This is a genomic window from Saccharothrix coeruleofusca, assembly GCF_014648515.1.
Lineage (GTDB): Bacteria > Actinomycetota > Actinomycetes > Mycobacteriales > Pseudonocardiaceae > Actinosynnema > Actinosynnema coeruleofuscum.
In genome coordinates this window covers 670,533-693,869 of sequence record NZ_BMRG01000001.1, presented here as the reverse complement: position 1 = coordinate 693,869, position 23,337 = coordinate 670,533, and the positions used below count along the sequence as shown (strand labels likewise).

General features: G+C 71.7%; 23 protein-coding genes, 3 tRNA genes and 1 pseudogene. 14 read left to right on the top strand and 13 right to left on the bottom strand.

The window, feature by feature from the left end; all coding sequences use genetic code 11:
• Window positions 1-28: 28 nt before the first annotated feature.
• The 4 genes and pseudogenes from IEZ00_RS03630 to IEZ00_RS03620 all read left to right on the top strand — a co-directional run bounded on the left by IEZ00_RS03630 (window position 29) and on the right by IEZ00_RS03620 (window position 1,256).
• Window positions 29-862 carry a DUF3566 domain-containing protein gene (locus IEZ00_RS03630; RefSeq protein ID WP_229795056.1) on the top strand — a complete coding sequence of 278 codons (834 nt, stop codon included), beginning with the start codon at window positions 29-31 and terminating at the stop codon, window positions 860-862.
• A 53-nt stretch (window positions 863-915) separates the two neighbouring features.
• Window positions 916-989 (top strand) — tRNA-Ile (locus IEZ00_RS03625).
• Between the two features lie 36 nt (window positions 990-1,025).
• Window positions 1,026-1,142: pseudogene (locus IEZ00_RS36175) on the top strand (DLW-39 family protein); the annotation flags it as partial.
• Window positions 1,143-1,180: 38 nt separating this feature from the next.
• A tRNA-Ala gene (locus IEZ00_RS03620) sits at window positions 1,181-1,256 on the top strand.
• 167 nt (window positions 1,257-1,423) lie between these two features.
• On the opposite strand, the gene IEZ00_RS03615 is transcribed toward IEZ00_RS03620, so the two are convergent.
• Window positions 1,424-1,843 (bottom strand): DoxX family protein, encoded by a 420-nt coding sequence (locus tag IEZ00_RS03615; RefSeq protein WP_189221535.1) that lies wholly within the window; start codon window positions 1,841-1,843, stop codon window positions 1,424-1,426.
• Between the two features lie 113 nt (window positions 1,844-1,956).
• On the opposite strand from IEZ00_RS03615, the gene IEZ00_RS03610 reads away from it, so the two are divergent.
• Window positions 1,957-2,529, top strand: coding sequence for a DUF2020 domain-containing protein (locus IEZ00_RS03610; RefSeq protein WP_306344645.1), 573 nt, complete (start codon window positions 1,957-1,959; stop codon window positions 2,527-2,529).
• A gap of 66 nt (window positions 2,530-2,595) precedes the next feature.
• Here IEZ00_RS03610 and IEZ00_RS03605 read toward each other — a convergent pair whose 3' ends face one another.
• Window positions 2,596-3,303, bottom strand: coding sequence for a hypothetical protein (locus tag IEZ00_RS03605; RefSeq protein ID WP_189221534.1), 708 nt, complete (start codon window positions 3,301-3,303; stop codon window positions 2,596-2,598).
• 105 nt (window positions 3,304-3,408) lie between these two features.
• On the opposite strand from IEZ00_RS03605, the gene IEZ00_RS03600 reads away from it, so the two are divergent.
• The 3 genes from IEZ00_RS03600 to IEZ00_RS03590 are packed head-to-tail and all read left to right on the top strand — an operon-like array spanning window position 3,409 to window position 5,589.
• Window positions 3,409-3,957 (top strand): peptidylprolyl isomerase, encoded by a 549-nt coding sequence (locus IEZ00_RS03600; protein WP_189221533.1) that lies wholly within the window; start codon window positions 3,409-3,411, stop codon window positions 3,955-3,957.
• Complete coding sequence (locus IEZ00_RS03595) at window positions 3,958-4,842, top strand: rhomboid family intramembrane serine protease (RefSeq protein WP_189221532.1); 885 nt, start codon at window positions 3,958-3,960, stop codon at window positions 4,840-4,842.
• Window positions 4,843-4,845: 3 nt separating this feature from the next.
• Window positions 4,846-5,589 (top strand): MBL fold metallo-hydrolase, encoded by a 744-nt coding sequence (locus IEZ00_RS03590; RefSeq protein WP_189221531.1) that lies wholly within the window; start codon window positions 4,846-4,848, stop codon window positions 5,587-5,589.
• Between the two features lie 19 nt (window positions 5,590-5,608).
• Here the strand turns inward: IEZ00_RS03590 and IEZ00_RS03585 are convergent, their stop codons facing one another.
• Window positions 5,609-6,031: a PH domain-containing protein gene (locus IEZ00_RS03585; RefSeq protein WP_189221530.1), complete on the bottom strand. Its 423-nt coding sequence runs from the start codon at window positions 6,029-6,031 to the stop codon at window positions 5,609-5,611.
• A 229-nt stretch (window positions 6,032-6,260) separates the two neighbouring features.
• On the bottom strand, window positions 6,261-6,527 hold the full coding sequence (crgA, locus tag IEZ00_RS03580; protein WP_189221529.1) for a cell division protein CrgA: 267 nt from the start codon (window positions 6,525-6,527) through the stop codon (window positions 6,261-6,263).
• Between the two features lie 329 nt (window positions 6,528-6,856).
• Between crgA and IEZ00_RS03575 the strand changes: the two genes are divergently transcribed.
• Both IEZ00_RS03575 and IEZ00_RS03570 read left to right on the top strand, forming a co-directional pair.
• Window positions 6,857-8,035, top strand: a complete 1,179-nt coding sequence (locus IEZ00_RS03575) for a class E sortase (RefSeq protein ID WP_306344644.1) — start codon at window positions 6,857-6,859, stop codon at window positions 8,033-8,035.
• Window positions 8,035-8,190 (top strand): hypothetical protein, encoded by a 156-nt coding sequence (locus IEZ00_RS03570; protein ID WP_189221528.1) that lies wholly within the window; start codon window positions 8,035-8,037, stop codon window positions 8,188-8,190. The genes IEZ00_RS03575 and IEZ00_RS03570 overlap by 1 nt, the downstream gene beginning before the upstream one ends.
• Before the next feature lie 69 nt (window positions 8,191-8,259).
• Here the strand turns inward: IEZ00_RS03570 and IEZ00_RS03565 are convergent, their stop codons facing one another.
• A complete protein-coding gene (locus IEZ00_RS03565) occupies window positions 8,260-8,919 on the bottom strand; it encodes a TetR/AcrR family transcriptional regulator (protein ID WP_189221527.1) in 660 nt (219 codons plus the stop codon).
• 106 nt (window positions 8,920-9,025) lie between these two features.
• Between IEZ00_RS03565 and IEZ00_RS03560 the strand changes: the two genes are divergently transcribed.
• Window positions 9,026-9,958, top strand: coding sequence for an alpha/beta hydrolase (locus tag IEZ00_RS03560; RefSeq protein ID WP_189221526.1), 933 nt, complete (start codon window positions 9,026-9,028; stop codon window positions 9,956-9,958).
• A gap of 87 nt (window positions 9,959-10,045) precedes the next feature.
• Here the strand turns inward: IEZ00_RS03560 and IEZ00_RS03555 are convergent, their stop codons facing one another.
• Complete coding sequence (locus IEZ00_RS03555; RefSeq protein ID WP_189221525.1) at window positions 10,046-11,389, bottom strand: FAD-dependent oxidoreductase; 1,344 nt, start codon at window positions 11,387-11,389, stop codon at window positions 10,046-10,048.
• Between the two features lie 66 nt (window positions 11,390-11,455).
• Here IEZ00_RS03555 and IEZ00_RS03550 point away from each other — a divergent pair, with 66 nt between their 5' ends.
• On the top strand, window positions 11,456-12,100 hold the full coding sequence (locus IEZ00_RS03550; RefSeq protein ID WP_189221524.1) for an aminodeoxychorismate/anthranilate synthase component II: 645 nt from the start codon (window positions 11,456-11,458) through the stop codon (window positions 12,098-12,100).
• Window positions 12,101-12,161: 61 nt separating this feature from the next.
• Here the strand turns inward: IEZ00_RS03550 and pknB are convergent, their stop codons facing one another.
• From pknB to IEZ00_RS03515, 7 genes are all read right to left on the bottom strand, one after another.
• The gene (gene pknB, locus IEZ00_RS03545) at window positions 12,162-14,162 is read right to left on the bottom strand and encodes a Stk1 family PASTA domain-containing Ser/Thr kinase (protein WP_189221523.1); all 2,001 of its coding nucleotides are present in this window, start codon (window positions 14,160-14,162) and stop codon (window positions 12,162-12,164) included.
• Window positions 14,163-14,236: 74 nt separating this feature from the next.
• Complete coding sequence (locus IEZ00_RS03540) at window positions 14,237-15,718, bottom strand: serine/threonine-protein kinase (protein WP_189221522.1); 1,482 nt, start codon at window positions 15,716-15,718, stop codon at window positions 14,237-14,239.
• On the bottom strand, window positions 15,718-17,187 hold the full coding sequence (locus IEZ00_RS03535) for a peptidoglycan D,D-transpeptidase FtsI family protein (protein WP_189221521.1): 1,470 nt from the start codon (window positions 17,185-17,187) through the stop codon (window positions 15,718-15,720). Before IEZ00_RS03535 ends, IEZ00_RS03540 begins: the two co-directional genes overlap by 1 nt.
• Window positions 17,184-18,647 (bottom strand): FtsW/RodA/SpoVE family cell cycle protein, encoded by a 1,464-nt coding sequence (locus tag IEZ00_RS03530; protein WP_189221520.1) that lies wholly within the window; start codon window positions 18,645-18,647, stop codon window positions 17,184-17,186. The genes IEZ00_RS03535 and IEZ00_RS03530 overlap by 4 nt, the downstream gene beginning before the upstream one ends.
• Window positions 18,648-18,650: 3 nt before the next feature.
• Window positions 18,651-20,063: a PP2C family protein-serine/threonine phosphatase gene (locus IEZ00_RS03525; protein ID WP_189221519.1), complete on the bottom strand. Its 1,413-nt coding sequence runs from the start codon at window positions 20,061-20,063 to the stop codon at window positions 18,651-18,653.
• Window positions 20,060-20,521 carry an FHA domain-containing protein FhaB/FipA gene (locus IEZ00_RS03520; RefSeq protein WP_189221518.1) on the bottom strand — a complete coding sequence of 154 codons (462 nt, stop codon included), beginning with the start codon at window positions 20,519-20,521 and terminating at the stop codon, window positions 20,060-20,062. The genes IEZ00_RS03525 and IEZ00_RS03520 overlap by 4 nt, the downstream gene beginning before the upstream one ends.
• A gap of 51 nt (window positions 20,522-20,572) precedes the next feature.
• The gene (locus IEZ00_RS03515) at window positions 20,573-21,910 is read right to left on the bottom strand and encodes an FHA domain-containing protein (RefSeq protein ID WP_189221517.1); all 1,338 of its coding nucleotides are present in this window, start codon (window positions 21,908-21,910) and stop codon (window positions 20,573-20,575) included.
• 115 nt (window positions 21,911-22,025) lie between these two features.
• Here IEZ00_RS03515 and IEZ00_RS03510 point away from each other — a divergent pair.
• A tRNA-Leu gene (locus tag IEZ00_RS03510) sits at window positions 22,026-22,108 on the top strand.
• A 604-nt stretch (window positions 22,109-22,712) separates the two neighbouring features.
• Window positions 22,713-23,330 carry a hypothetical protein gene (locus IEZ00_RS03505; protein WP_189221516.1) on the top strand — a complete coding sequence of 206 codons (618 nt, stop codon included), beginning with the start codon at window positions 22,713-22,715 and terminating at the stop codon, window positions 23,328-23,330.
• Window positions 23,331-23,337: the final 7 nt, after the last annotated feature.

The following is a 23,337-nucleotide window of genomic DNA, read 5'->3' as shown; positions in this document are numbered from 1 at the left end:
AGAAGGTCGGGAAGCGGACAAGACCGCCGTGATCACGCGGCCGAGTGCCGCGGGGTCGACCGACAACGCCGAACAGCCGACGGTGGACACATCGGCGGGTGAGGGTCGTGAGCAGGCCGAGGCGGCCGCGGAGAAGGCGGACGGCCACTCCGCGGCGCCGCCGCCCTGGTTGCGGGCGACCAGTGAGGTCCAGCACGACGAGGCCCCGCAGGGCAGTGGTCAGCAGGGAAACGGTCAGCCGGGCGCGGGCCAGCCGGGGGAGGCCCGGTACGGCGAGGCCCAGCAGGTGGGGCCGGGTGACCAGGTGCGGGGGCCGGAGCAGCGGGCGGAGCCCGCCTACCCGGCGTCGGACCCGGACACGGTGGCGGTGCCGCGGCCGGTGCCGCCCGCGACGGCGGCCCAGGCGGCGGCCCAGGCGGCGGCGGGTCGCACGTCGGTGAACCTGGGGGCGGCGTCGGGCAGGCCGGTGGCGAGCGCGGCGGTGCGGCGTCCGGGGCGGGGGCCGCGCCGGGCGAGCCTGCAGATCAAGCGGGTGGACCCGTGGTCGGTGCTGAAGCTGGCGCTGGTGCTGAGCGTGGCGCTGTTCTTCGTGTGGCTGGTGGCGGTCGGCGTGCTCTACGGCGTGCTGAACGGCATGGGCGTGTGGGACAAGATCAACAACACCGCGAACGACCTGCTGCAGGGCAACGAGCCCACGGGTGACCCGCTGATCAGCGCGGGGCGCGTGTTCGGCGTGGCGGCGATCATCGGCGCGGTCAACATCGTGCTGTTCACCGCGCTGGCCACGGTGGGGGCGTTCGTCTACAACGTCTCGGCCGATCTCGCGGGTGGGCTGGAAGTGACCTTGTCCGAACGGGAGTGACCCGATTTGGGGCTGCGGCGGCAGGTGTTGTAGAGTTGCCGTCGTCGCCCCGAGGGCCTATAGCTCAGACGGTTAGAGCGCTTCGCTGATAACGAAGAGGTCGGAGGTTCGAGTCCTCCTAGGCCCACCGGAAGTTCGCAGGATTTGTCAGAGGGGAACAGACGTGAAGAAGATCATCGCACTTGTCGCTGTCGCCGGTGCGGTTCTGTTCTTCGTCAAGCGCAGCCGTTCGGCCAAGGCCGACGCGGACCTGTGGCGCGAGGCCACTGCTCCGAACGACTGAGCCCGCGAGGGCGGTCGAGCTGCCGCTCCTCGGACGGGGACGTAGCTCAATTGGCAGAGCACCGCCTTTGCAAGGCGGGGGTTAGGGGTTCGATTCCCCTCGTCTCCACCACCAGTAAGCCCAAGAATTGCGGAAGAGCGGAATCCGGTGAACCGGGTTCCGCTCTTCTGTGTTGAGGGGTGGGACGCCTGTCCGCCTCCGGTGGGACCGCGTCAACGGGAAAGGCCCCGCACTCCACGGAGTGCGGGGCCTTTCCCGTCCGTTCCGCTGCGCCGTCGCTACGCGGTGGCCAGCTCGGCCGGTTGGCCCTTGCGGGCGGCGATCACCCGGTCCAGCGCCCAGGCGCCGGGGCCGGTGAAGGCCAGCAGCAGGAACACCCACGAGTAGGCGGCGGCCAGTTCACCGCCGTTCTCGATGGGCAGCAGACCCCTCGGCTGGTGCACCACGAAGTAGGCGTAGGCCATCGCTCCCGAGGAGATCAGCGCGGCGACCCTCGTCCACAGGCCGAGCATGATCAGCAGACCGCCGATCAGCTCGATGAGCCCGGCAGGGCCAGCGGGCCAGGAGGTCAGCGGGACGGCTCCCTTGGAGCCCAGGACCCCGAACACCTTCTGCAACCCGTGGCAGACGAACAGGAAGCCCACGATGATCCGGAACACCGCCAAGGCGTGGTCACGACCGCGATCCAACAAGGTCATCTCGATTCAGTCCTCACGTCGTACGGGCGGCCGGCAGGGTACGAATCAAGGTAACCGTGTTCACGTTACGTGCATAGATCGTCACCCTGTCGATTTACTGTCCGCTCGTCTGGTTGACTGACGCGCCTATGAACCGAGTGCTGCTGAGCGCCCTGCCCACCTTGGTCCTCACCGCTGCGCTGTCCGCGTGCGGCGACACCGGGTCCACGGCCGCGCCGACGTCCGAATCACCCGAAGCGGTGCAGACCACGACCGAGCGGTCCAGCGCGCCCGCCGGGCCGCCGCCGATGCCGCAGCCCGCCGCCGACGGCGACTGCCCCTACCTGGACTCGGACTACGTGGCCCAGGCCAACGGGCAGCTGGTGCGCAAGGTGCGGCTGTCCGCCGACCAGCCCACGCCGGCGTGCTTCTTCTACGCCAACGCCACCGAGGTGCAGCTGTCGGTGTGGGTGTTCCAGGGGGAGGAGGCCACGGCCAAGGCGGTGGTGGACCGGGCCGCGCCGGTCGCCGACTCCAGCCCGGCCAGCGTGCCCGCGGGCTGGCAGGGCGGGTCGCTGGTGGGCGAGCAGGGCGCGGTTTACGCGGTGGCCAAGGGGGGTGCCGCGGTGGTGGTGACCAGCAACCAGCGGCAGACCATCAAGGCGCGTGAGGTCGCCTCGACGGCGATCGAGGAGTTGGGTCTGTAGCGGAGGCGCTCACGGCCGCCGCACCAGGGGAACGGCCCCTGGGACGGCGGCCGAGTGGTGAGCCGGTCAGCCGCGGTCGGACACGCGGCCGTTGCGCGCCGCGGTCTGCTGCGGCGTGTCGCCGTCGGCGGTCGTGCTGCCCGGCGTGGTGTCGGTGCTGCCGCCCGCGGTGCCCGCGGAGGTCCCCGCCGTGCTGTCCGCGGTGGTGCCCGTCGCGGGCGCCACCTGGTCGGCGGTCACCGGGGTCGGCGCCTCGGTGGCCTCCTCCTGCAGGTGCACCTCCTGCGGCCTGCGGGTGAGCGCCACGTAGCCCGCCACCAGACCGGCGGCCAGCACGCTGAGCACCCACGGCCAGCGGCGGCGCTTGGGCTGCGGCACCACCGCGAACTCCTTGCGGGCCTTCTTGGCCGCCTTGCGGACGTCCTTGGCGCGCACCTTGGCCTCCTTGCGGGCCCGCTCGGCGGCCTTGACCACGTCCTTGCGCATGGCCTCGGCCTTCTTCGCGAGCTGCTTGCGCTGGCGGCGGGTGGTCTTCTCGACCTCACCGGCGCGCTCGGCGAGCGCCACGGCCCGGTCGGCCACGACCCCTCGGACGCGGTCGGCGGTGACCCCGCGCTCCGCGAGCTTGGCCTCCGCCCGCTCCGCCAGCTGAGCGGCCCCGGCAGCACCGGCGTGGCCAGCGCGGACGGCGCCGAGGCGGGCGGCGCGGATTCCCGTGCCCACGGCCTTGCCCACCGACTCGCCCGCACGGGTCATGGCCTGTACCTCATCCATATCGCGCTCCACAAGCTGTCGGTCAGTGACGATTGGGCAGTACCCATCCTGCCCGTTCCCCAACCGCGCCGCTCGCGAACGGCCCACTGATGGCACGATGGTGCTGTGGCAGACAGCAACGAATCCCTCGTCGGGACCAAGGTGACGGCGACCCTGCACACCTCGCAGGGCGACATCCGGCTCAACCTGTTCCCCGACCACGCCCCCAAGACGGTGGCGAACTTCGTCGGGCTCGCCGAGGGCACCAAGGACTACTCCGAGCCCAACGCCAAGGGCGGCACCAGCGGCCCGTTCTACGACGGCTCGATCTTCCACCGGGTGATCGCGGGCTTCATGCTCCAGGGCGGTGACCCCACGGGCACCGGCCGCGGCGGCCCCGGCTACCGGTTCGCCGACGAGTTCCACCCGGAGCTGCAGTTCAACCGCCCGTACCTGCTGGCCATGGCCAACGCGGGGGCGAACACCAACGGCTCCCAGTTCTTCATCACGGTGGCGCCGACCACCTGGCTGAACTTCAAGCACACCATCTTCGGCGAGGTGGCCGACCAGGAGTCGCGTCAGGTGGTGGACGCCATCGGCGCGACCCGCACGGGCGCGGGTGACCGCCCGGTCACCGACGTGGTGATCGAGAAGGTCTCGATCGAGCGGGGCTGAGTGGCCTCGTCCCCGACCCCACCGCCGCCCGGTGACCCGATCGGCGCGCAGCCGGACCGCCAGGTCTGCGTGCGCCACCCCGGTCGGGTCACCGCGCTGCGGTGCTCGCGCTGCGACCGGCCCTCCTGCCCCGACTGCCTGCGCGAGGCGTCGGTGGGCCACCAGTGCGTGGACTGCGTCATGGAGGGCAACCGGACCACGCGCACGGCCCGCACCGTGGCGGGGGCGGAGGACAACCCCCGGCGCATGGTGGTCGCGCCGGTCCTGATCGCGCTCAACGCGGTGGCGTTCCTGGTCACCGCCGGTCAGGCGGGCAGCGCCGTGGACCTGCGCGGGTCGCAGCTGTACGCCGACTTCGTGATGTGGCCGATCGGCGTGTACTTCGGCGAGTGGTGGCGGCTGGTCGCCTCGGGCTTCCTGCACAACGACCCGCTGCACCTGCTGCTCAACATGGCCGCCCTCTACGTGCTGGGTCAGCTCCTGGAGCCGGTGTTCGGCCGGACCCGCTTCCTGGCGGTGTACCTGCTGTCGCTGCTGGGCGGCTCGGTGGCGGTGTACCTGTTCGACTCGGTGGACCGGCCGGTGGCGGGTGCTTCGGGGGCGATCTACGGCTTGCTGGGCGCGCTGCTGGTGACGCAGCTGAAGCTGCGGGCGAACCTGACGCCGGTGCTGATGGTGCTCGGCGTGAACGTGGTGTTCAGCTTCACCGTCGCCAACATCTCCTGGCTGGGCCACCTGGGTGGCCTGTTCGTGGGCGCGGCGATGGCCGCCGCGCTGGTCTACGCGCCGAAGCCGGGCCGGGTGTTCTGGCAGGCGGGGGCGGTGGTGGCGGCGCTGCTGGTGCTGGTGCTGCTGGTGGTCACCCGGACCGCGCTGCTGGGCTGAGCCGTGCGGTTGACGGTGCTGGGCGGTGCGGGCGCGTGGCCGACCGCGCACCAGCCGTGCGGTGGTTACCTGGTCGAGCACGAAGGCTTCCGGCTGCTGGTGGACCCCGGTTACGCGGTGCTGCCCCGGCTGCTGGCGCTGCTGCCCGCGCACGACGTGGACGCCGTGCTGGTCAGCCACGGCCATCCCGACCACTGCGCCGACCTCAACCCGCTGCTGCGGGCGCGCGTGCTGGGCGACGTCCCGGCCCCGCCGCTGCCCGTGCACGCGCTGCCCGGCGCGCTGGACCGCGTGCTGGCCCTGGACCAGGTGCCGCTGGAGCACGACCTGCGCGAGTTCGACGCGGGCGCGCCCTTCGAGGTCGGGCCGTTCCGGGTGGAGACCTGGTCGCTGCCGCACTTCGTGCCCAACGCGGGCCTGCGGCTGACCGCCGGTGGGCGGGTGCTGTCCTACACCGGGGACACGGGTCCGACACCGGACCTGGTGGCCCTGGCCCGCGACGCGGACGTCTTCCTGGCCGAGGCGACCTTCCCCGAGCGGGTGCGCCCCGCCGACAACGCGCCGATGCTGTCCACTGCCCGACAGGCGGGGGAGCACGCCGCCGCGGCGGGCGCGGACCGGCTCGTGCTCACCCACCTGTGGCCGGACTCCGACCCGGAAGTGTCCATCGCGGCAGCGGCGCAAGCGTTTGCGGGACGGCTGGAGGTGGCCCGCCCCGGTCTGGTCGTCGACCTCGGCCAGAGCTGATCGGCGCGCTGGTCGCCGCTCACGGCCTCAGCGCGTGCAGGACGTCGGCCACGTCGCGCGGGTCCGCGCCCAGGTCGAGCTGGGTCAGCACCACCAGGTGCTCGTCCTCGCCGCGCTGCCAGTCCAGCTCCAGCGTGCGGCTCTCCCGGCCCAGCCTGCGGGTGTGCGCCAGGCGGATCTTCACCTCGTGCCACGGCAGGTGGCGGGCGCCGAACAGGGTCCGCACGGTCAGGCCGGAGTCGTCCACCAGCAGGCGGGGGCGCACGTAGGTGCCGTACACGCCCAGGAACAGCAGCAGTGCGGTGGCGCTGCCCATCAGCAGCCGGGTGGTGGCTTCTTCGCTCAGCAGCACCACCAGCAGCACCACCGCGGCCAGCGCCCACGCCAGGGCGACGACCTGCGGGCGCGGCGCCCAGGACCGGGTGGTCGGAGTTGTGGTCACGCGGTCGAGTGTCCCGCATCCGGCCGGCCTGCTGTGGACAACTCCCGCCCGCGACCGGCGCTTGTGCATTTTGGCGCAAAGTTGTCCACAGGAGTTGTCCCCATTGGGGATGACTTACAGCGCTGTGCTTCGAGCACCCGCCGACGCGGTCGACCCACGGTCGGGTGAACGTGCGACGGCCCGGACGTGGAGCACGTCCGGGCCGTCATGCGCGAGGCGTAGCGCGTGGTCAGCGCCACCGCATGGTCATCAGCAGACCGATGATCATCAGGGCGAAGCCGATGCCGAAGTTCCAGGACCCGAGGTCCATCATCACCGGGATGCGGTCGCCCGCGATGTAGTTGACCACCAGCCACGCCAGACCGAGCAGCATCATGCCGAGCATCACGGCGATGTAGACGGGGTGCGAAGGACCCGCCGCCTTGACCTTCACCGGGGTGCGGCGATCGGCAGGCGCCGTGTAGACGGCCTTCTTGCGGACCTTGGACTTGGGCATGCTGTCCTCGCCTGACGGGTGGATAGGTCTCCAGTGGCACGACTTAACGTCCACTGCTGGAGGAACACGTTAACGTAACCGAGCAGGTCCGCGAAGCACCGTGTAGTCATGGACGCTCGGTTCGGGAGGTTTCTTCGGTGAGCTACGACCCGCCCGCGCCGCAGGGCGGCCCGCCGGGACAGCCGCCTCGGGGGCCGCGCCCGACGCCCTACCCGGCGCCCCACCCGGTGTCGCGGTTTCCCCAGGGCCAACCGCCGGAAACCGGCCCCCGGCCGCGCCCCGTGCCGCCGGGGGCAACCCGGCACGTGCCCGTCGCGTCTCCGACGGACGTGACCCAGTACACCGCCCCGGTGCCCCCCGCGCCGGTGCCCGCCGGTCCGCCCCGGCACTCCACCGAGGCCACCCGCTACGTGCCCCCGGTGCCGCAGGCGGGGGCGACCCAGTACAACGCCAACGCGTTCTCCGGCAGCCTGCCGCCGCCCCGGCCCCAGCACCCGGTCCAGCACCCGTCCCAGCGCCCGCCCCAACGTCCGCACCAGCGGCCCCGGCCGCTCCCGGTGGACCCGCCGACCGAGGTCATCGAGCCGGTGCGGGACGAGGACGAGGACGACTACGGCGACGACTACGGCGACAAGTACAGCGACGACTACAGCGACGCTTACGGCGACGACTACGAGGCCGACGCCCGCGAGGAGGAGAAGCCGCCACCGCCGCCCCCGGACGGGCCGGGGCGCAAGACCGTGCGCGCCATCGGCGAGCTGCTGATCACCGCAGGCCTGGTGATGCTGCTGTTCGTGGTCTACGAGGTCTACGTCACCGACCTGATCTCGGCGGGCAAGCAGGACGACGCCACGGCCGCGCTGGACGACCAGTGGAACGCCAACACCGTCGGCGGCGACCAGCAGCGCCAGGCCCAGTACGAGCTGATCGAGGGCCAGGCGTTCGCCAAGATGTACATCCCGGTGTTCGGGCCGGACTTCAAGTTCTCCATCGTCGAGGGCACCACCGACAAGCACCTGGAGATCGGCCCCGGCCACTACGTGGGCACCGCGCTGCCCGGCGAGCCCGGCAACTTCTCGGTGGCGGGCCACCGGGTGGGCAAGGGCGCGCCGTTCAACGACCTGGACCTGCTCAACTCCTGCGACGCGATCGTGGTGGAGACGCAGACCCAGTGGTTCGTCTACCGGATGCTGCCCAAGAACAGCGAGGTCGCGAACTGGGCGAGCAAGGCGTCCGACCCCAAGTGCGCGAAGGTGGCGCCGCTGGGCGGGCCCTACGCCCAGACCCAGGGGCAGGAGATCGTGCTGCCCAGCCAGGGCGAGGTGATCAACGAGGTGCCGCACGTCGCCGACGGCACCACGCCCAAGGCCGAGCAGATCGCGATGATGACGCTGACCACCTGCCACCCGCGCTTCTCCGACAAGCAGCGGCTGATCGTGCACGCGGTGCTGGCGATGAACTACCCCAAGGCGCCCGGTTTCCTCCCGCCCGAGCTGAAGGAGCAGTGATGTACGGGTGGATCTGGCGGCACCTGCCCGGCCCGCTGCCGCTGCGCCTGGTCCAGGCGCTGCTGCTGGTGGCCGGGGTGGTCGCCCTGCTGATGTTCGTGGTGTTCCCGTGGGCGGAGCCGCTGCTGCCGTTCAACAACGTCACCACCCAGTAACCACCGGCAAGTACTACCCGCCGCGCCCGTCGGGGCAGGTTTCCACCACCCGACGGGCACCGCCCGTGGTCAGCGATCGGTGGACCGGGCAGCGCGGGCCGCCGCGACGCGGTCCGCGATGTGGTCGATGACCACGTTGACCGCGCGGCGGTAGGGGGTGGCGTCCCGGTTCACCTGCGCCAGGAGCATGCCGCCCTGGATCGCGGCCAGCAGCGCGACCGCGAGCGCCGTGACGTCCTCGTCGGCTCCGAGGTCGCCGCGCTCGCGCATGCGGGCGAGCCCGGATTCGATCGCCGCCTGCCACGCGGCGAATCCCGTGGCCAGGCCGAGGCGGGCCGAGGGGTCGATGTCGGACAGCTCGCTGGCGAGCGAGCCGATCTCGCAGCCGCCCGCGCAGTGCACCGCGTCCAGGCGGACGGCGGCGCGTTCGCACCACTCGCGCAGCGCGTCGACGCTGTCGAGGTGGTCGAGCAGGGGCCGCTGCTGTTCGAGCTTGACGGTGCTCTGGTACTCGATCACCGCCGCCGTGAGGCCCTTCTTGTCCCCGAAGTAGTGGTAGATCTGCGAGGCGCTCACCTGAGCGCGGCGCTGCACGTCGGGGATGCTCGTGCCCGCGACGCCCTGCTCGAACATCAGCTCGGCGGCGGCGCGCAGGATGCGGTCCCGCGTGCGACGACCGCCTTCGGTGCTCGCCGCCTTGACCCTGGTCTCGACACCTGTGGTCGGCATGCGAGCCAGCCTAGCAAGGATTGGAATTGACTTTCCAATTTCGCGCTGCCTACGTTTGGAGAGATCATTCCAACTGCCCGCTCCGGCACCCCGAGAGGCGACCCCCATGGCCCTCAACCCGCAGATCCAGGCCGTGCTCGACGACTTGGCCGCGACCCCCGCGGCCAACACCCTCACCGTGGCGGAGAACCGCGCCGCCGGCCTGGCGTTCGCCTCGTTCGCCGGTGACGTCGTCCCCGTGCGCGAGGTCCGCGACACGAGCTTCCGCAACGGTGACCACGACGTCCCGGTCCGGGTCTACACGCCCGAGACGGTCCCGCCGGGCTCGCCCGCTCCGGTGACGGTGTTCTTCCACGGCGGCGGCTGGGTGTTCGGCGACCTCGACAGCCAGGACCACTACGCCAGGGTCGTCGCGACGCGGTCGAAGACCATCGTCGTCTCCGTCGACTACCGCCTGGCGCCGGAGCACCGGTTCCCCGGAGCCGTCGAGGACGCCTGCGCGGCGCTGCGGTGGGTCGAGCGGAACGCGGGCGCCTTCGGCGGCGATCCGCGGCGCATCGCCCTGTTCGGGGAGAGCGCGGGAGGCAACCTCGCCGCCGTCACCGCGCAGGAGGCGAAGCGCCGCGGCGGACCGGCGGTCACCTTCCAGGCCCTCGCCTACCCCGCGACCGACCGCTTCGACGACAGCGCGTCGATGTACGACCACGCCGCGGGCCCCCTGCTGACGCGCCACTGGCTGGAGTGGTTCTGGGGCGCCTACCTGAACACCCCCGACGAGGGCGCCGACCCCCGCGTCTCCCCGCTGCGCGCGGAGGACCTCGCCGGGCTCCCGGCCGCGTTCATCGTCACCGCCGAGCTCGACCTGCTGCGCGACCAGGGCATCCGGTACGCGGACGCGCTGCGCGAGGCCGGCGTGCCGGTGACGCACCGACCGGTCGAGGGGGTGCCCCACGCGTTCCTGTCCTTCACCCGCGACGTCCAGGTCTCGCGCGACGTGCTGAACGAGATCGGCGACGCCATCGGCGCCGCCTTCGCGTGACAGTGCTCCCCGATCCGCACCTGCAAGTACTACCCGCCGCGCCCGCCGGGGCAGGTTTCCACTACCCGACGGGCGCGGCGGCCGCGACTAGGACCGGGAGATCGCGGTCATGCTCTCCCGGTCGACGACCTTGATCCGCTCCCGGCCGCGCTCGGCGCCCAGCGCGATCTCGTGGGCGTCGAGCTTGCGCCAGCCCTCGACCGTGGTGAACGGCACCGCGCGCTGCTCCAGGAACCGCACGATCGCGTCGGCTTCCGGGTGGGCGGCCTCGGGCAGCGCGTCGGCGTCGGCGAGCAGGCTGGTGATGGTCTCCAGCGCGTCGCCCTTGGTGTGCCCGATCAGCCCGATGGGGCCGCGCTTGATCCAGCCGGTGACGTACACGCCGGGCAGGGCCTGCTCGTCCAGGTCGAGCACGCGCCCGGCGGCGTGCGGCACGGTGCCGGTGGCGTGGTCGAACGGCAGGTCGGCCAGCTGGGTGGACAGGTAGCCCACCGCCCGGTACACCGCCTGCACGGGCCAGTCGGTGAACTCGCCGGTGCCGCGCACGCCGCCGTCGCCGGTCAGCTCCATGCGCTCGGTGCGCAGGCCGGTCACCGCGTCCTCGCCGAGCACCGCCACGGGCGCTTCCAGGAAGTGCAGGTGCAGCTTGCGCGGCCGGTCGCCGACGTCGCGGATGGCCCACTCCTGCAGCGTCCTGACCACCATCTCGACCTGCTTGTTGGAGCGGATGGCGGCCATGCTGGCGGCGTCGAAGTCGATGCCCTCGGGGTGCACGACGACCTCGACGTTGGGGGAGTGGTCCAGTTCGCGCAGCTCCAGCGGGGTGAACTTGGCCTGCGCGGGACCGCGGCGGCCGAACACGTGCACGTCGGTGACCGGGCTGGCCTTGAGGCCCTGGTAGACGTTGTCCGGGATCTCGGTGGTCAGCAGCTCGTCGGCGGTCTTGGCGAGGATGCGCGCCACGTCCAGCGCGACGTTGCCCACGCCCAGCACGGCGACCGAGGACGCGGTCAGCGGCCAGGTGCGCGGCACGTCCGGGTGGCCGTCGTACCAGGAGACGAAGTCCGCGGCGCCGAAGCTGCCGGGCAGGTCGATGCCGGGCACGTCCAGCGGGCGGTCCTTCTCCGCGCCGGTGGAGAAGATCACCGCGTCGTAGAACTGCCGCAGGTCGTCGAGCTTGAGGTCGACGCCGTACTCGACGTTGCCGAAGAACCGGATCTCCGGGCGGTCCAGCACGCGCTGCAGCGCGGTCACGATGCCCTTGATGCGGGGGTGGTCGGGGGCGACGCCGTACCTGATCAGCCCGTAGGGAGCGGGCATCCGCTCGAACAGGTCGATGCTGACCTCGACCTCGGACTTGGTCAGGATGTCGGCGGCGTAGATGCCCGCGGGGCCCGCGCCGACGACCGCGACGCGCAGGGAACGACTCATACCCTTAAGGTTAGGTGAGCCTTAGCTCACTTCTTGGGAGAGGTTGGTCACGGCTACGCTGGACCGATGCGCGTGCTGGTGGTCGACAACTACGACAGCTTCGTCTACAACCTCGTCCAGTACCTGGCCCAGCTCGGCGTCGAGTGCGTGGTGCGGCGCAACGACGCCGTGGAGCTGGACGAGGTCGGCGAGGTCGGCGGCGTGCTGGTCAGCCCCGGCCCCAGCACCCCGGACAAGGCCGGTCGCAGCATGGACGTCATCCGGCGCTGCGCCGACTCCGGCGTGCCGGTGCTCGGCGTGTGCCTCGGCCACCAGGCCATCGGCGCGGTGTGGGGCGGCACCGTGGACCTCGCCCCGGAGCTGCTGCACGGCAAGACCAGCGTGGTGCACCACAACGGCGCGGGCGTGCTGGCGGGCGTGCCCGACCCGTTCACCGCCACCCGGTACCACTCGCTGACCGTGCTGCCCGACACCATCCCGGACGAGTTCGAGGTCACCGGCCGCACCGAGTCGGGCGTGGTGATGGCCATGCGGCACCGCGAGCTGCCGGTGGAGGGCGTCCAGTTCCACCCCGAGTCCGTGCTCACCGAGGGCGGCCACCGGATGCTGGCCAACTGGCTGCGGGTGTGCGGCTACGAGGTGCCCGAGTCCACCGTGGCGCAGCTGGAGAACGGGATGCGGCAGCTCGCCGCCGCCGCGCGCGTGCGCTGAGCCCGAACGACGAAGCCCCCACCCGGATCGCGCCGGGTGGGGGCTTGCGCGTTCGGGGGCGCTACCGGCTGGGCGGTGTCGAGCCGCCGAGCTGGAACTCGCCGACGACCACGTTGATCCGCTGGGTCTTCGAGGTCGCCGTGCCCGCCTTGATCTGCTGGCTGCGGATCTTCTTGTCCTGGCCGATCTCGTTGACCGGTTCCTCGGCGGTCACCTGGAGGTCACCGGTCCAGCCCAGCTGCCCGAGCTTGTTGCGGGCCTGGTTCTCGGTCAGCCCGGTCAGGTCCGGCATCACGAACTGGTTGCCCTTGGACACGCTCAGCGTCACCACGGTGTTCTTCTCCGCGCGGCCCCTGGGCGGGTCCTGGGCGATGACCTGGCCCTCTTCCTCCGCGCTGTCCACGTCCTTGGTCTGCACCCGGAAGCCGCTGCCGCGCAGGGTCTCGGTGGCGTTCTCCACCGACTGCCCGGTCACGTCCGGCAGCTGCACCTGCTCCGGGGCGCGGCCGATCTTGATGGTGATCTGGCTGCCCTTGGGCACCTGGGTGTTGGCCTGCGGGTTCTGCTCGGCCACCTTGCCCACCAGCGCCGGGTCCTGGACCTCGATGGTCTGCTGGTTGGGGTCGAGCTTCCAGTCGGTGCCCAGCCTGGTCTGCGCCTCCTGGGCGGTCAGGCCCACCAGGTTGGGCACCGCCGCCTGCTCGGGGTTGGTGCCGACCTTGGCGACCACCTTGCTCAGCCGCTTGACCATCTGGTTGGCGCCGGGGCTGATCTCCAGCACCTTGTCGATGTCGTCGGCGTCGCACGCGGGCGTGCTGCCGGGCTGGCAGGGCACCGGCTGCAGCTCGAACTCCAGCCCCGCCTGCTCGATCATGCCGCGGGCGGCGGCGGAGTTCAGGCCCACCACCGAGGGCACCTTGACCTGCTGCGCGCCGGGGTCCTCCTCGTCGCCGCCCATCAGCGTCATGGTGATCCAGGTCGCCAGCGCCAGCACCGCCACGCACAGCAGCACGACCAGGGTGATCATGATCGCCCTCTTGCGCCGGGCGCGCCGCTCCTCGTCCTCGTCCAGCGGCCCCGACTCGTCGGAGGTCTCGGCGGCGCGCACCGCCTGCGGGCGGTGCCTGCCACCGGTGACGACCTCGGTGCGCTGCGGCGGCGAGGACTGGTTGAGCACCGCGGTCCGGTCCTCCGCGGTCATCACCGCGGGCGCGGACGGGCGCTGCCCGGACAGCACGCGCACCAGGTCCGCGCGCATCTCCGCGGCCGACTGGTAGCGGTTGGCCGGGTTCTTGGCCATCGCCTTGAGCACGATCGCGTCCAGCGCGGGCGTGACCTTGGAGTTCAGCGACGACGGGGGCTTGGGGTCCTCCCGCACGTGCTGGTAGGCCACCGCCACCGGCGAGTCGCCGGTGAACGGGGGCTCCCCGGTCAGCAGCTCGAACAGCACGCAGCCCGAGGCGTACACGTCGCTGCGCGCGTCCACCGACTCGCCGCGGGCCTGCTCCGGCGACAGGTACTGCGCCGTGCCGATCACCGCCGCCGTCTGGGTCACCGCGGCCTGGCCGTCGTGCACCGCGCGGGCGATGCCGAAGTCCATCACCTTCACCGCGCCGGACTTGGTGATCATCACGTTCGCGGGCTTCACGTCCCGGTGCACGATCCCGTGCCGGTGGCTGAAGTCCAGCGCGGCCGACACGTCGGCCATGACCTCCATCGCCCGCTTGCCCGACAGCGGGCCCTGCGTCTTGACGATGTCGCGCAGCGTGCGGCCGTCGACGTACTCCATGACGATGTAGGGCAGCGGCCCGTACTGCGTCTCGGTCTCGCCGGTGTCGTAGACCGCGACGATGGCCGGGTGGTTGAGCGCCGCGGAGTTCTGCGCCTCCCGACGAAACCGCTCCTGGAACTGGGCGTCGCGGGCCAGGTCGGCGCGCAGCACCTTGATCGCCACGTCCCGTCCGAGCCGGACGTCACGACCCTTGTGCACCTCCGACATGCCGCCGTAACCGAGGGTCTCGCCCAGTTCGTAGCGGTTGGAGAGCAGTCGCGGAGTGCTCATCAGTGCGTCGTCCCGCTCCTCGTCAACGGTCTCACCCTCAAGCTTGTTCGTGCCGGTTCAGCCTGGCCGGTCGATCACGTCGGCACGCACGTGACCACCACCCGTGATCCGATCGCGACGTCCCCGCTCGGCGCCACGTCCCGCACCAGGCACCGCTTCGCGTCCTGCGGCGCCCCACCGCGCTCGGTGTGCACCTCGGGCTCCAGGCCGTAGCCGGACAGCTTCGCCGCCGCCTCGTCCGAGGGCAGGTCGACGAAGTCCGCCTCGGCGACCCGCGCCACCGCCTGGCCGGGGATGCGGTCGGTGGAGTCGTCCCGAGCGGCGGGTCGAGCGCTCGTGCCGCCCTGCTGACCAGCCCCACCGGACACCTCGTCGTCCTTGATGACCAAGCGCAAGACGACCACGCCGAGCACGACCAGCGCGGCCACCAGGAAGGCGACCATAACCCACAGCAGAGCGCGACCGCGCCCAGGTGGGCGGGGAGCGGGGGGCAGCGGGCCGAAAGCACCCGTGTGCGCCGCGCCCACCGGCTGGAGGCCGGGGCGCGAGCCGGGGTGGGTCACCGGGATGCCGGGGTGGGTCAGTTGCGCGGGCGGCACCGGGGGACCGGTGCCCGGCTGGGACAGCGGCTGCGACAGGGGCTGGGACAGCGGCTGGGACAGGGGTGGCGGGGGCAGCGGCGGCCCCACGGCCATCGCCAGCCCGCTGGGCGCGGGCAGCGGCTGGCCCGCGCGCACCGCCGCCACCGCCGCGGCGAACTCGCCGCCGTTGCGGTAGCGCTGCCGGGGGTCCTTGACCAGGGTCGCCTCGATCAGCGCGCGCGGACCCGGCGGCACGTCCGGCGGCAGCGGCGGGGCGATGTCGCGGATGTGCATCATCGCCACGGTCACCGCGTTCTCCGACAGGAACGGCCGGTGCCCGGTCAGGCACTCGTAGCCGCACACCGCCAGCGCGTACACGTCGCTGGCGGGCTCGGCCTCGTGCCCCAGCGCCTGCTCCGGCGCGATGTAGTGCGCGGTGCCCATGACCATCCCCGAGCGCGTCACCGGCGCCGCGTCGGCCGCCTTCGCGATGCCGAAGTCGGTGATCTTCACCTTGCCCGTGGGCGTGACCATGATGTTGCCCGGCTTGACGTCCCGGTGCACCAGCCCGCGCTCGTGCGCGGCCTGCAGCGCGTTGCCCGCCTGCTCCAGCAGGTCCAGCGTGCGGTCCGGGGTCAGCCTGCCCCTGGCGATGACCGCTGCCAGCGGCTCGCCCTCGACCAGCTCCATCACCAGGTAGGCGGTGTCCTCCGGGCCGTCCGGGGTCGACGCGGTCTCGCCGTAGTCGTGCACCGCGGCGATGCCGGGGTGGTTCAGCGAGGCGGTGGTGCGCGCCTCGGTGCGGAACCGGTGCAGGAACTCCGCGTCCCCGCTGAGCTCGGCCTTGAGCACCTTCACCGCGACGTTGCGGTCCAGCCGGGTGTCGCTGGCCTCCCACACCTCGCCCATGCCGCCCACCGCGATCCGCCTGGACAGGCGGTACCGCTGCGCGAGCAACTGGCCGGAGGTCAGCATCAACGTCCCCCGAGGGCCGCGCCGATCACCGCGCGGCCGATCGGCGCGGCGACCCTGCCGCCGGTGGCGGCCTGGCCGACGTCACCGCCGTTCTCCACGATGACCGCGACGGCGATCTCCGGCTTCTCCGCCGGGGCGAACGCCACGTACCAGGCGTGCGGCTTGGTCGAGCCGACGTCCTCGCCGTGCTCGGCGGTGCCGGTCTTGGAGGCGATGGTGACGCCGCTGAGCTTGCCGCCGCCCGCGGTGTTGCCCTCCGAGGCGACCATCATCTCCCGCAGCATCCGGGCCTGCTCCGGCGACATCGCCTCCTCGACCTCTTCCGGGTCGGTCTCGTCGATCACCTGCAGGTCCGGGGCCAGCACCTTCTGCACCAGGTGGGGCTGCATCCGGGTGCCGCCGTTGGCGATGGTCGCCGCCATCACGGCGTTGGCCAGCGGGGTGACCCGCACGTCGCGCTGGCCGATGCCGCTCTGGTACACCGACGGCCGGTCGGCCATCGGGCCCAGGGTGGACGGCTCCACCGGCAGCGGGATGGTCAGGTCCTCCTGGCCGATGCCGAACTGGGCGGCCTTGGCGCGCAGCTTGTCCGGGCCGAGCTGGTCGGCCAGCACCGCGAACGCGGTGTTGCACGACTTGGCCAGCGCCTCCTGCAGGGTGGCCTTCTGCCCGTCGCCGCAGTTGCTGTCGTTGAAGTTGGGCAGCGTGGTCTGGGTGCCCGGCAGGGTGATCACCGGCCTGCCGTCGACCTGGGTCTCCTTGTTCGCGCCCTCCTCCAGCGCGGCGGCGGCCACGACCAGCTTGAAGGTGGAGCCGGGCGGGTAGATCTGGGCCACCGACCGGTTGAGCGCGGGCTGCCCGTCGTCGTTGTTCAGCGCCGCCCAGGTCTCCTGCTGCACGTCGGTGTCGTGGCTGGCCAGCTGGTTGGGGTCGAACGACGGGGTGCTGGCCATGGCCAGGATCTCGCCGGTGGACGGCCGGATCGCCACCACCGAGCCGGTCAGGCCGCGCTCGGACAGCGCGTTGAACGCCGCCTGCTGCACCCTGGGGTCGATGGTCACCTGCACGCTGCCGCCCTTGGGGTCGCGGCCGGTGATCAGGTCCGACACCCGCTGCGTGATCAGCCGGTCGTCCGAGCCGTTGAGCAGGTCGTCCTCGGCCCGCTCGATCCCGGTCGCGCCGTAGAGCAGCGAGAAGTAGCCGGTCACCGGCGCGTACACCGGGCCGTTGGCGTAGGTGCGCAGGAACTTCAGCCGGTCGTCGGTGGCCTGCACCCCGGCCAGCGGCGAGCCGTCCGAGGCGATGATCGAGCCGCGCTCGCGGGAGTAGGTGTCCAGCAGCACCCGGCTGTTGTGCGGGTTCTTGCGGTAGTCGTCGGCCTTGATGACCTGCACGTAGGTGGCGTTGCCCATCAGCAGCAGGATCATCGCCATCATGGCGATGCCGATCCTGCGGAGCGGTTTGTTCATTTCGGGCGCTCCACCATCACAGTGAACTGGTCGGCGATCGCGGGCTGCTGGGGCCGCGGCTTGGGCGCGGACTTGGGCGCCCGCGCCGCGTCGGAGATCCGCAGCAGCAGCGCGACCAGGATGTAGTTGGCCAGCAGCGACGAGCCGCCGTAGGACAGGAACGGGGCCGTGATGCCGGTCATCGGGATCAACTTGGTCACCCCGCCGACGACGATGAACACCTGGAAGCACAGCGCGAACGCCAGGCCGCCGCCGAGCAGCTTGCCGAACGTGTCGCGCACCGCCAGCGCGTTGCGCAGGCCGCGCAGCGCGAACACGGCGTAGATCAGCAGCACCGCGGCCAGCCCGACGAAGCCCAGCTCCTCGCCGATCACGGCGGTGATGAAGTCGGTGTTGGCCTCGGGGATCTCGTCCGGCCGCCCGCTGCCCAGGCCCGCGCCGAACAGGCCGCCGGTGCCCAGGCCGAACAGCGACTGCAGGATCTGGTAGCCGGCGTCGTCCGGGTCGGCGAACGGGTCCAGCCAGTTCTGCACGCGGATCTGCACGTGGCCGAACAGCCGCCACGCCACCACCGCGCCCGCGCAGAACATGCCCACGCCCAGCACCACCCACGCGGCGCGCTCGGTGGCCACGTACAGCAGCACCAGCACGATGCCGAAGAACAGCAGCGAGCTGCCCAGGTCGCGCTGCAGCACCATGATGCTCACGCCGACGGCCCACGCGGCGATCAGCGGGCCCAGGTCGCGGGCGCGCGGCAGGTCCAGCCCCAGCACCCGGCGGCCCGCGGTGGTGAACAGGTCGCGCTTGGAGACCAGGAAGGCCGCGAAGAACACCATCAGCAGGATCTTGGCGAACTCACCGGGCTGGATGGAGAACGCGCCGAAGTTCAGCCAGATCTTCGCGCCGTTGATCGGCGGCGCGATGAAGCTGGGCAGCACGCCGGGCAGCATCAGCGCCACCAGGCCCAGCAGCCCGGAGGTGTAGCCGTAGCGGGCCAGCGTGCGGTGGTCGGACAGCACCTTGAGCGCCACGATGAACAGCACCAGCGCGATCGCGGTCCACAGCACCTGCTTGGGCGCGGCGGGCGACCAGACGCTGCCGTCCGGCATCACCACGCCCTCCATGGCCAGGTCGATGCGGTGGATGACCACCAGCCCCAGTCCGTTGAGCAGCGCCACGCACGGCAGCATCACCGGGTCCGCGTACGGGGCCCAGGCGCGCACCGCCAGGTGCGTGATCGACAGCAGCGCCAGGTAGGCCAGGCCGTACCAGACGATGCGCAGGCTCAGCTCCTTCTCCTGGTTGGCCTCGACCAGGATCAGCGCGAGCGTCACCAGCACCGCGGAGAACGCGAGCATGAACAGCTCGGTGCTCCGCTTGGTGGGCGGACGCAGGCCCGGCGAGGTGCTGCTCGCCGGGGAGACAGGGGTGCCTTCCGCGCCGGGTACCGGCGAACCCATCGACTACTGACCCTTCCGGCAGTTGGTGCCCGGCTCCGGCACCAGCGTGGGGAGCGGCGTCCCCTCGGTGGTGGTGGACGTGGTGGTCGGCGCCGACGAGGACGCCGACGGGTCCGGGTTGGGCGTGCCCGTGGTGGTGGTCGTGGTGGTGGTCGTCGTCTCGGAGGTCGGCGTGGCGGTCTGCTCCGAGCACAGCGGCAGCGTCTGCTCGGTGCGCAGCCTGCGGATGGCCTCGCGCGCGCCCTCCAGGCCGTCCACGTTGGTGATGCCGTTGCGCACCACGTCCCTGGTGGAGACCTTCAGGTCGTTGATGGTGATCGGCTCGCACGCCTGCGCGCCGGGCGGGCAGGAGCCCTCCACCACGCGGTGCAGCTCGAAGCCGAGCACGCTGCCGGTGACCCCGCGGAAGATCGACACCTGGCCGTCCTCGGTGGCCCCGACGTAGTACTGGCGCAGCACGTACCACCGGGTGCCCAGGCCCGCGGCGGCCAGCACCAGCAGCAGGAACACCACCAGGCCCAGCGCCTTGAGCTTGCTCCGGCGCTTGGGCGCGGGGGCGGGCGGCGGCGGCTCGACCCTCGGCGGCGCCGGTCGGGGCCCGGTGATGGAACTCGCCCGCGAGGCGGGCGAGTCGGGGGGTGGCGGGTCTTCGCTGCCGTCTCCGGCGGCGCCGCCCACTATCGGCGCGTCCTCGCCGAAGTCGATGTCGACCACGTCGGCGACCACGACCGTGACGTTGTCCGGGCCGCCGCCCTTGAGCGCCAGCTCGATCATCCGGTCCGCGCACGCCTGCGGGTCGGGGATGCGGATGGCCTCTTCCAGCGTCTCCTGGCTGACCACGCCGGACAGGCCGTCCGAGCACAGCAGGTACCGGTCGCCGGGCCGGGCCTCCCGGACCATCAGCCGCGGCTCCACCTCGTGGCCGGTCAGCGCGCGCAGCAGCAGCGAGCGCTGCGGGTGCGTGGCCGCCTCCTCCTCGGTGATGCGGCCTTCGTCGATCAGCGACTGCACGAACGTGTCGTCGTGCGTGATCTGCGTGAACGTGCCGTTGCGCAGCATGTAGGCGCGCGAGTCGCCGATGTGCACCAGGCCCAGCCTGCTGCCCGCGAACAGCACGGCGGTGAGCGTGGTGCCCATGCCGTCCAGGTCGGGGTCGCTCTGCACGAGCTCGGAGATCGCGCCGTTGCCCGCGATCACCGCCTCGCGCAGCTGGCCGAGCAGGTCGTCGCCGGGCTCGTCGTCGTCGAGCGGGGCGAGCGCGGCGATGACGACCTTGCTGGCCACCTCGCCCGCGGCGTGGCCGCCCATGCCGTCGGCGAGCGCGAGCAGTCGAGGACCCGCGTACACGGAGTCCTGGTTGTTCGAGCGGACCAGGCCCCGGTCGCTGCGGGCCGCGTATCGAAGGACGAGGGTCATGAGCGCAGCTCGATCACCGTTTTGCCGATTCGGATCGGGGAGCCGAGCGGGACCCGGAGGGGGGCCGTGACTTTCGCCCGGTCGAGGTACGTGCCGTTCGTGGAGCCGAGGTCTTCCACGTACCAGTCGGACCCGCGCATGGACAGCCGCGCGTGCCTGGTCGACGCGAAGTCGTCGTCCAGCACGAGCGTGGAGTCGTCCGCGCGGCCGATGAGGATCGGCTTGCCGTCAAGCGTGATGCGCGTGCCTGCCAGCGCACCGTGCGTGACGACGAGTTGCCGGGGAGCTCTGCCGCCCTTGGCGGCCTTGCCCGCACCTCTGCGGAAGCTCGGTGTCGGGACGCGCAGTCCCGACGCCGCGTAGAGGTCCGAGCGGACGACTCGAAGCGCAGCCAACACGAACAACCAGAGCAGGATGAGGAAACCCGCTCTGGTCAGCTGCATCACCAGCTCTGGCACCGGTTGTAACCGCTCCTGACTTGAGTGCCGTCACGCCACGCCGTCTCGACCTCAGCCCTGTGTGCGGAAGACCAGCGAGGAGTGGCCGATGCGGACGACGTCGCCTTCCGCGAGCTGCCAAGTCTGCACTGGAGTGCCGTTCACCGTGGTGCCGTTGGTCGAACCGAGATCAGCGAGCATGGCACTGTGCCCGTCCCAGGTGATCTCCAGGTGCCTCCTGGAGACGCCGGTGTCGGGCAGCCGGAAGTCCGCCTCCTGGCCGCGGCCGACCACGTTGCCGCCCTGCTTGAGGTTGTAGGTGCGGTTGGAGCCGTCGTCCAGGTGCAGCGTCGCGTTGAGCTGGCGGGGACCGGACTGCACCGCGGGCGGCGCGTAGCCCTGGGCCGGGTCGGCGTAGCCCGGCTGCCCGTAGCCCGGCTGGCCGTAGCCCTGGTCGTAGCCGGGCTGCTGGCCGCCGTAGCCCTGGTCGTAGCCCTGGGGCTGCTGGCCGTAGCCCTGGTCGTAGCCGGGCTGCTGGCCGCCGTAGCCCTGGTCGTAGCCCTGGGGCTGCTGGCCGTAGCCCTGGTCGTAGCCGGGCTGCTGGCCGCCGTAGCCCTGGTCGTAGCCGGGCTGGCCGTAACCGGGCTGCTGGCCGCCGTAACCCTGGTCGTAGCCCTGGGGCTGCTGGCCGTAGCCCTGGTCGTAGCCGGGCTGCTGGCCGCCGTAGCCCTGGTCGTAGCCCTGGGGCTGCTGGCCGTAGCCCTGGTCGTAGCCGGGCTGCTGGCCGCCGTAGCCCTGGTCGTAGCCGGGCTGGCCGTAGCCGCCGGGCTGCTGGCCGCCGTAACCCTGCTGGTCGTAGCCGGGCTGCTGGCCGTAACCCTGGTCGTAGCCCTGCTGCTGGCCGTAGCCGCCCTGCGCATAGGGGTCGTAGCCGGGCTGGCCCTGTCCTTGTCCGTAGCCGGGAGGCTGGCTCATCGATCCGTCTCCTGCAGTGCGAGGTGGTGCTGACCGTCGGCTGGCAACTTTCACGTCGGGGTCGACGGACGAGCTGGTTCGGAACTGTCCGGTGTGCAGCGCGTCGGAGCGCTCCAGGGAGACTACGACGTCACCATAGGTATCCCATCCGCTCTCCTCGAGGTGCTCCCGGATGGAGTCCCCCAGTAGCTGGGTGATGCGTAGTTCATCCTGCCCGTCACCGGCAAGCCGATCGTGGTCCTGGGGTCCCAGCAGGACCTGGTAGTGGTTCGGTGCGAGCAGCCTGCCACCCGCCAACTCGCGGATGTTGCCCTCCGCCTCCCGCTGCAGCGCCTGCGCCACTTCCTGCGGGACGACGTTCCCGCCGAACACGCGGGCGAAGGTGTTCCCGACTATGCCTTCGAGACGGCGCTCGAAGCGCTGTACGAGGCCCACGGCAACCCTCCGACTCGGTCGACTTCTGACCCGATCGTATCCGGGGTGACGTGCCGGTACACGGCCCAATTGGCAATCGCGCGGATGATCGTGCTAGGGTTCTTCTCGTCGCTCCGGGCGAGTGGCGGAATGGCAGACGCGCACGGTTCAGGTCCGTGTGTCCGAAAGGACGTGGGGGTTCAACTCCCCCCTCGCCCACCGAATAACGAAGAACCCCCGTCCCTCCGGACGGGGGTTCTTCGTTGTTGTGTCGGAGGTCGCACACCCGACCCCGGTCGGGCCTGCCGCACCCGCCCACCTGCCGCCCGGCCGCGTTCGGCGGCCCGGAATTTTCTCGTGATGTGTGTCACCCGAGTGGTTGCGAGCCGATCGGGGTGCTCGGGGTTGGGGATGTTGTGGCGGCTGCCGACGGGTGTTGTGGGTCTCCGTTTGTCTCGGCGCGGTGTCGGTCAGGTCTCAGGAGATCACGGCTCGTTGGTCGGTTGCTCTGGCGCGGTGAGCGGTCGATGAACGGTCGGTCCCGACCGTCCACCCCGGTCGAGTGAGGGTTTCCGGGGGGTCCGCCAGGCACGGGGAGTGCACGGCGAGGGGGTGAACGGGGGTGTCGTGTCACCCAGACGGCAGCATGGTCGGGCCGAACTCCCCTCGGGGGTTGTCGACCGGTCACCGACTGGTCGTTGCCGTCGATCGCAGGGGTGGTGTCAGGTCGGCGGAGTCGAGAGGGCCGGCTGGTAGGCCTATACCCGGAGCACGAGTCGAAACGCGGCGGAGCGTCCGCCGTGGTTCCCGAGGAGGCTTTGGCGTGAGCAGCACACCAGCACGGATCGAGGTAGCCGACGGCTCGCGGGTGTCGTCGGGTGCGGCTGTTCCGGTCCCCGAACTGCCCGGCCCGGTCGAGGAGCTGGCCGCCGCCGCGGCGGAGCGCCTCGGCTGGCGCGGTGTGGTGCTGCCGGAGATGGTCCTGATGGGCCGCAAGGTGGTCGTGGTCGCCGAGCTGCTCGCCGACGCGCACGCCGAGCGGGTGTGCGTGGGCGCGGGCCCCGAGCCCGACCGGGCCACCGTGTCCACATGGGTGTGGCCGGAGATGGACGGCCGCGTGCCGCCCGCCGCGGTCCGCATCGTCGGCGTGCTGGCGGTCGCCCGGCACTGGCGCACCGCGCTGGCCTCCGCGGTGCCCTTCGCCCGCTTCGGCAACGCCGCCGCGGTGCTGCCCACGTCCGTGGCGTTCACCCACGACTACCTGGCCAACTGCCTGCCCCGCGTGCGCCGCTACGGGGTGAGCGTGCTCCTGGCCGACCAGCACCGCGAGCTGACCACCGACGTCGCCGGGCGCAACGAGACCGTGCCGGTGGAGGACACCGCCACCACCCGCTGGGTCAACGAGCTGGTCTACGAGCGGGTGCTGGCGACCGCGGTCTGACCTACCG

Coding starts and splice junctions, on each gene's coding strand:
- IEZ00_RS03570 (WP_189221528.1), top strand. CDS start 8,035: ATGTACGGGTGGATCTGGCGGCACCTGCCCGGCCCGCTGCCGCTGCGC.
- IEZ00_RS03565 (WP_189221527.1), bottom strand. CDS start 8,919: ATGCCGACCACAGGTGTCGAGACCAGGGTCAAGGCGGCGAGCACCGAA.
- crgA (WP_189221529.1), bottom strand. CDS start 6,527: ATGCCCAAGTCCAAGGTCCGCAAGAAGGCCGTCTACACGGCGCCTGCC.
- IEZ00_RS03560 (WP_189221526.1), top strand. CDS start 9,026: ATGGCCCTCAACCCGCAGATCCAGGCCGTGCTCGACGACTTGGCCGCG.
- IEZ00_RS03530 (WP_189221520.1), bottom strand. CDS start 18,647: ATGGGTTCGCCGGTACCCGGCGCGGAAGGCACCCCTGTCTCCCCGGCG.
- IEZ00_RS03605 (WP_189221534.1), bottom strand. CDS start 3,303: ATGGATGAGGTACAGGCCATGACCCGTGCGGGCGAGTCGGTGGGCAAG.
- IEZ00_RS03550 (WP_189221524.1), top strand. CDS start 11,456: ATGCGCGTGCTGGTGGTCGACAACTACGACAGCTTCGTCTACAACCTC.
- pknB (WP_189221523.1), bottom strand. CDS start 14,162: ATGAGCACTCCGCGACTGCTCTCCAACCGCTACGAACTGGGCGAGACC.
- IEZ00_RS03525 (WP_189221519.1), bottom strand. CDS start 20,063: ATGACCCTCGTCCTTCGATACGCGGCCCGCAGCGACCGGGGCCTGGTC.
- IEZ00_RS03615 (WP_189221535.1), bottom strand. CDS start 1,843: ATGACCTTGTTGGATCGCGGTCGTGACCACGCCTTGGCGGTGTTCCGG.
- IEZ00_RS03540 (WP_189221522.1), bottom strand. CDS start 15,718: ATGCTGACCTCCGGCCAGTTGCTCGCGCAGCGGTACCGCCTGTCCAGG.
- IEZ00_RS03555 (WP_189221525.1), bottom strand. CDS start 11,389: ATGAGTCGTTCCCTGCGCGTCGCGGTCGTCGGCGCGGGCCCCGCGGGC.
- IEZ00_RS03535 (WP_189221521.1), bottom strand. CDS start 17,187: ATGAACAAACCGCTCCGCAGGATCGGCATCGCCATGATGGCGATGATC.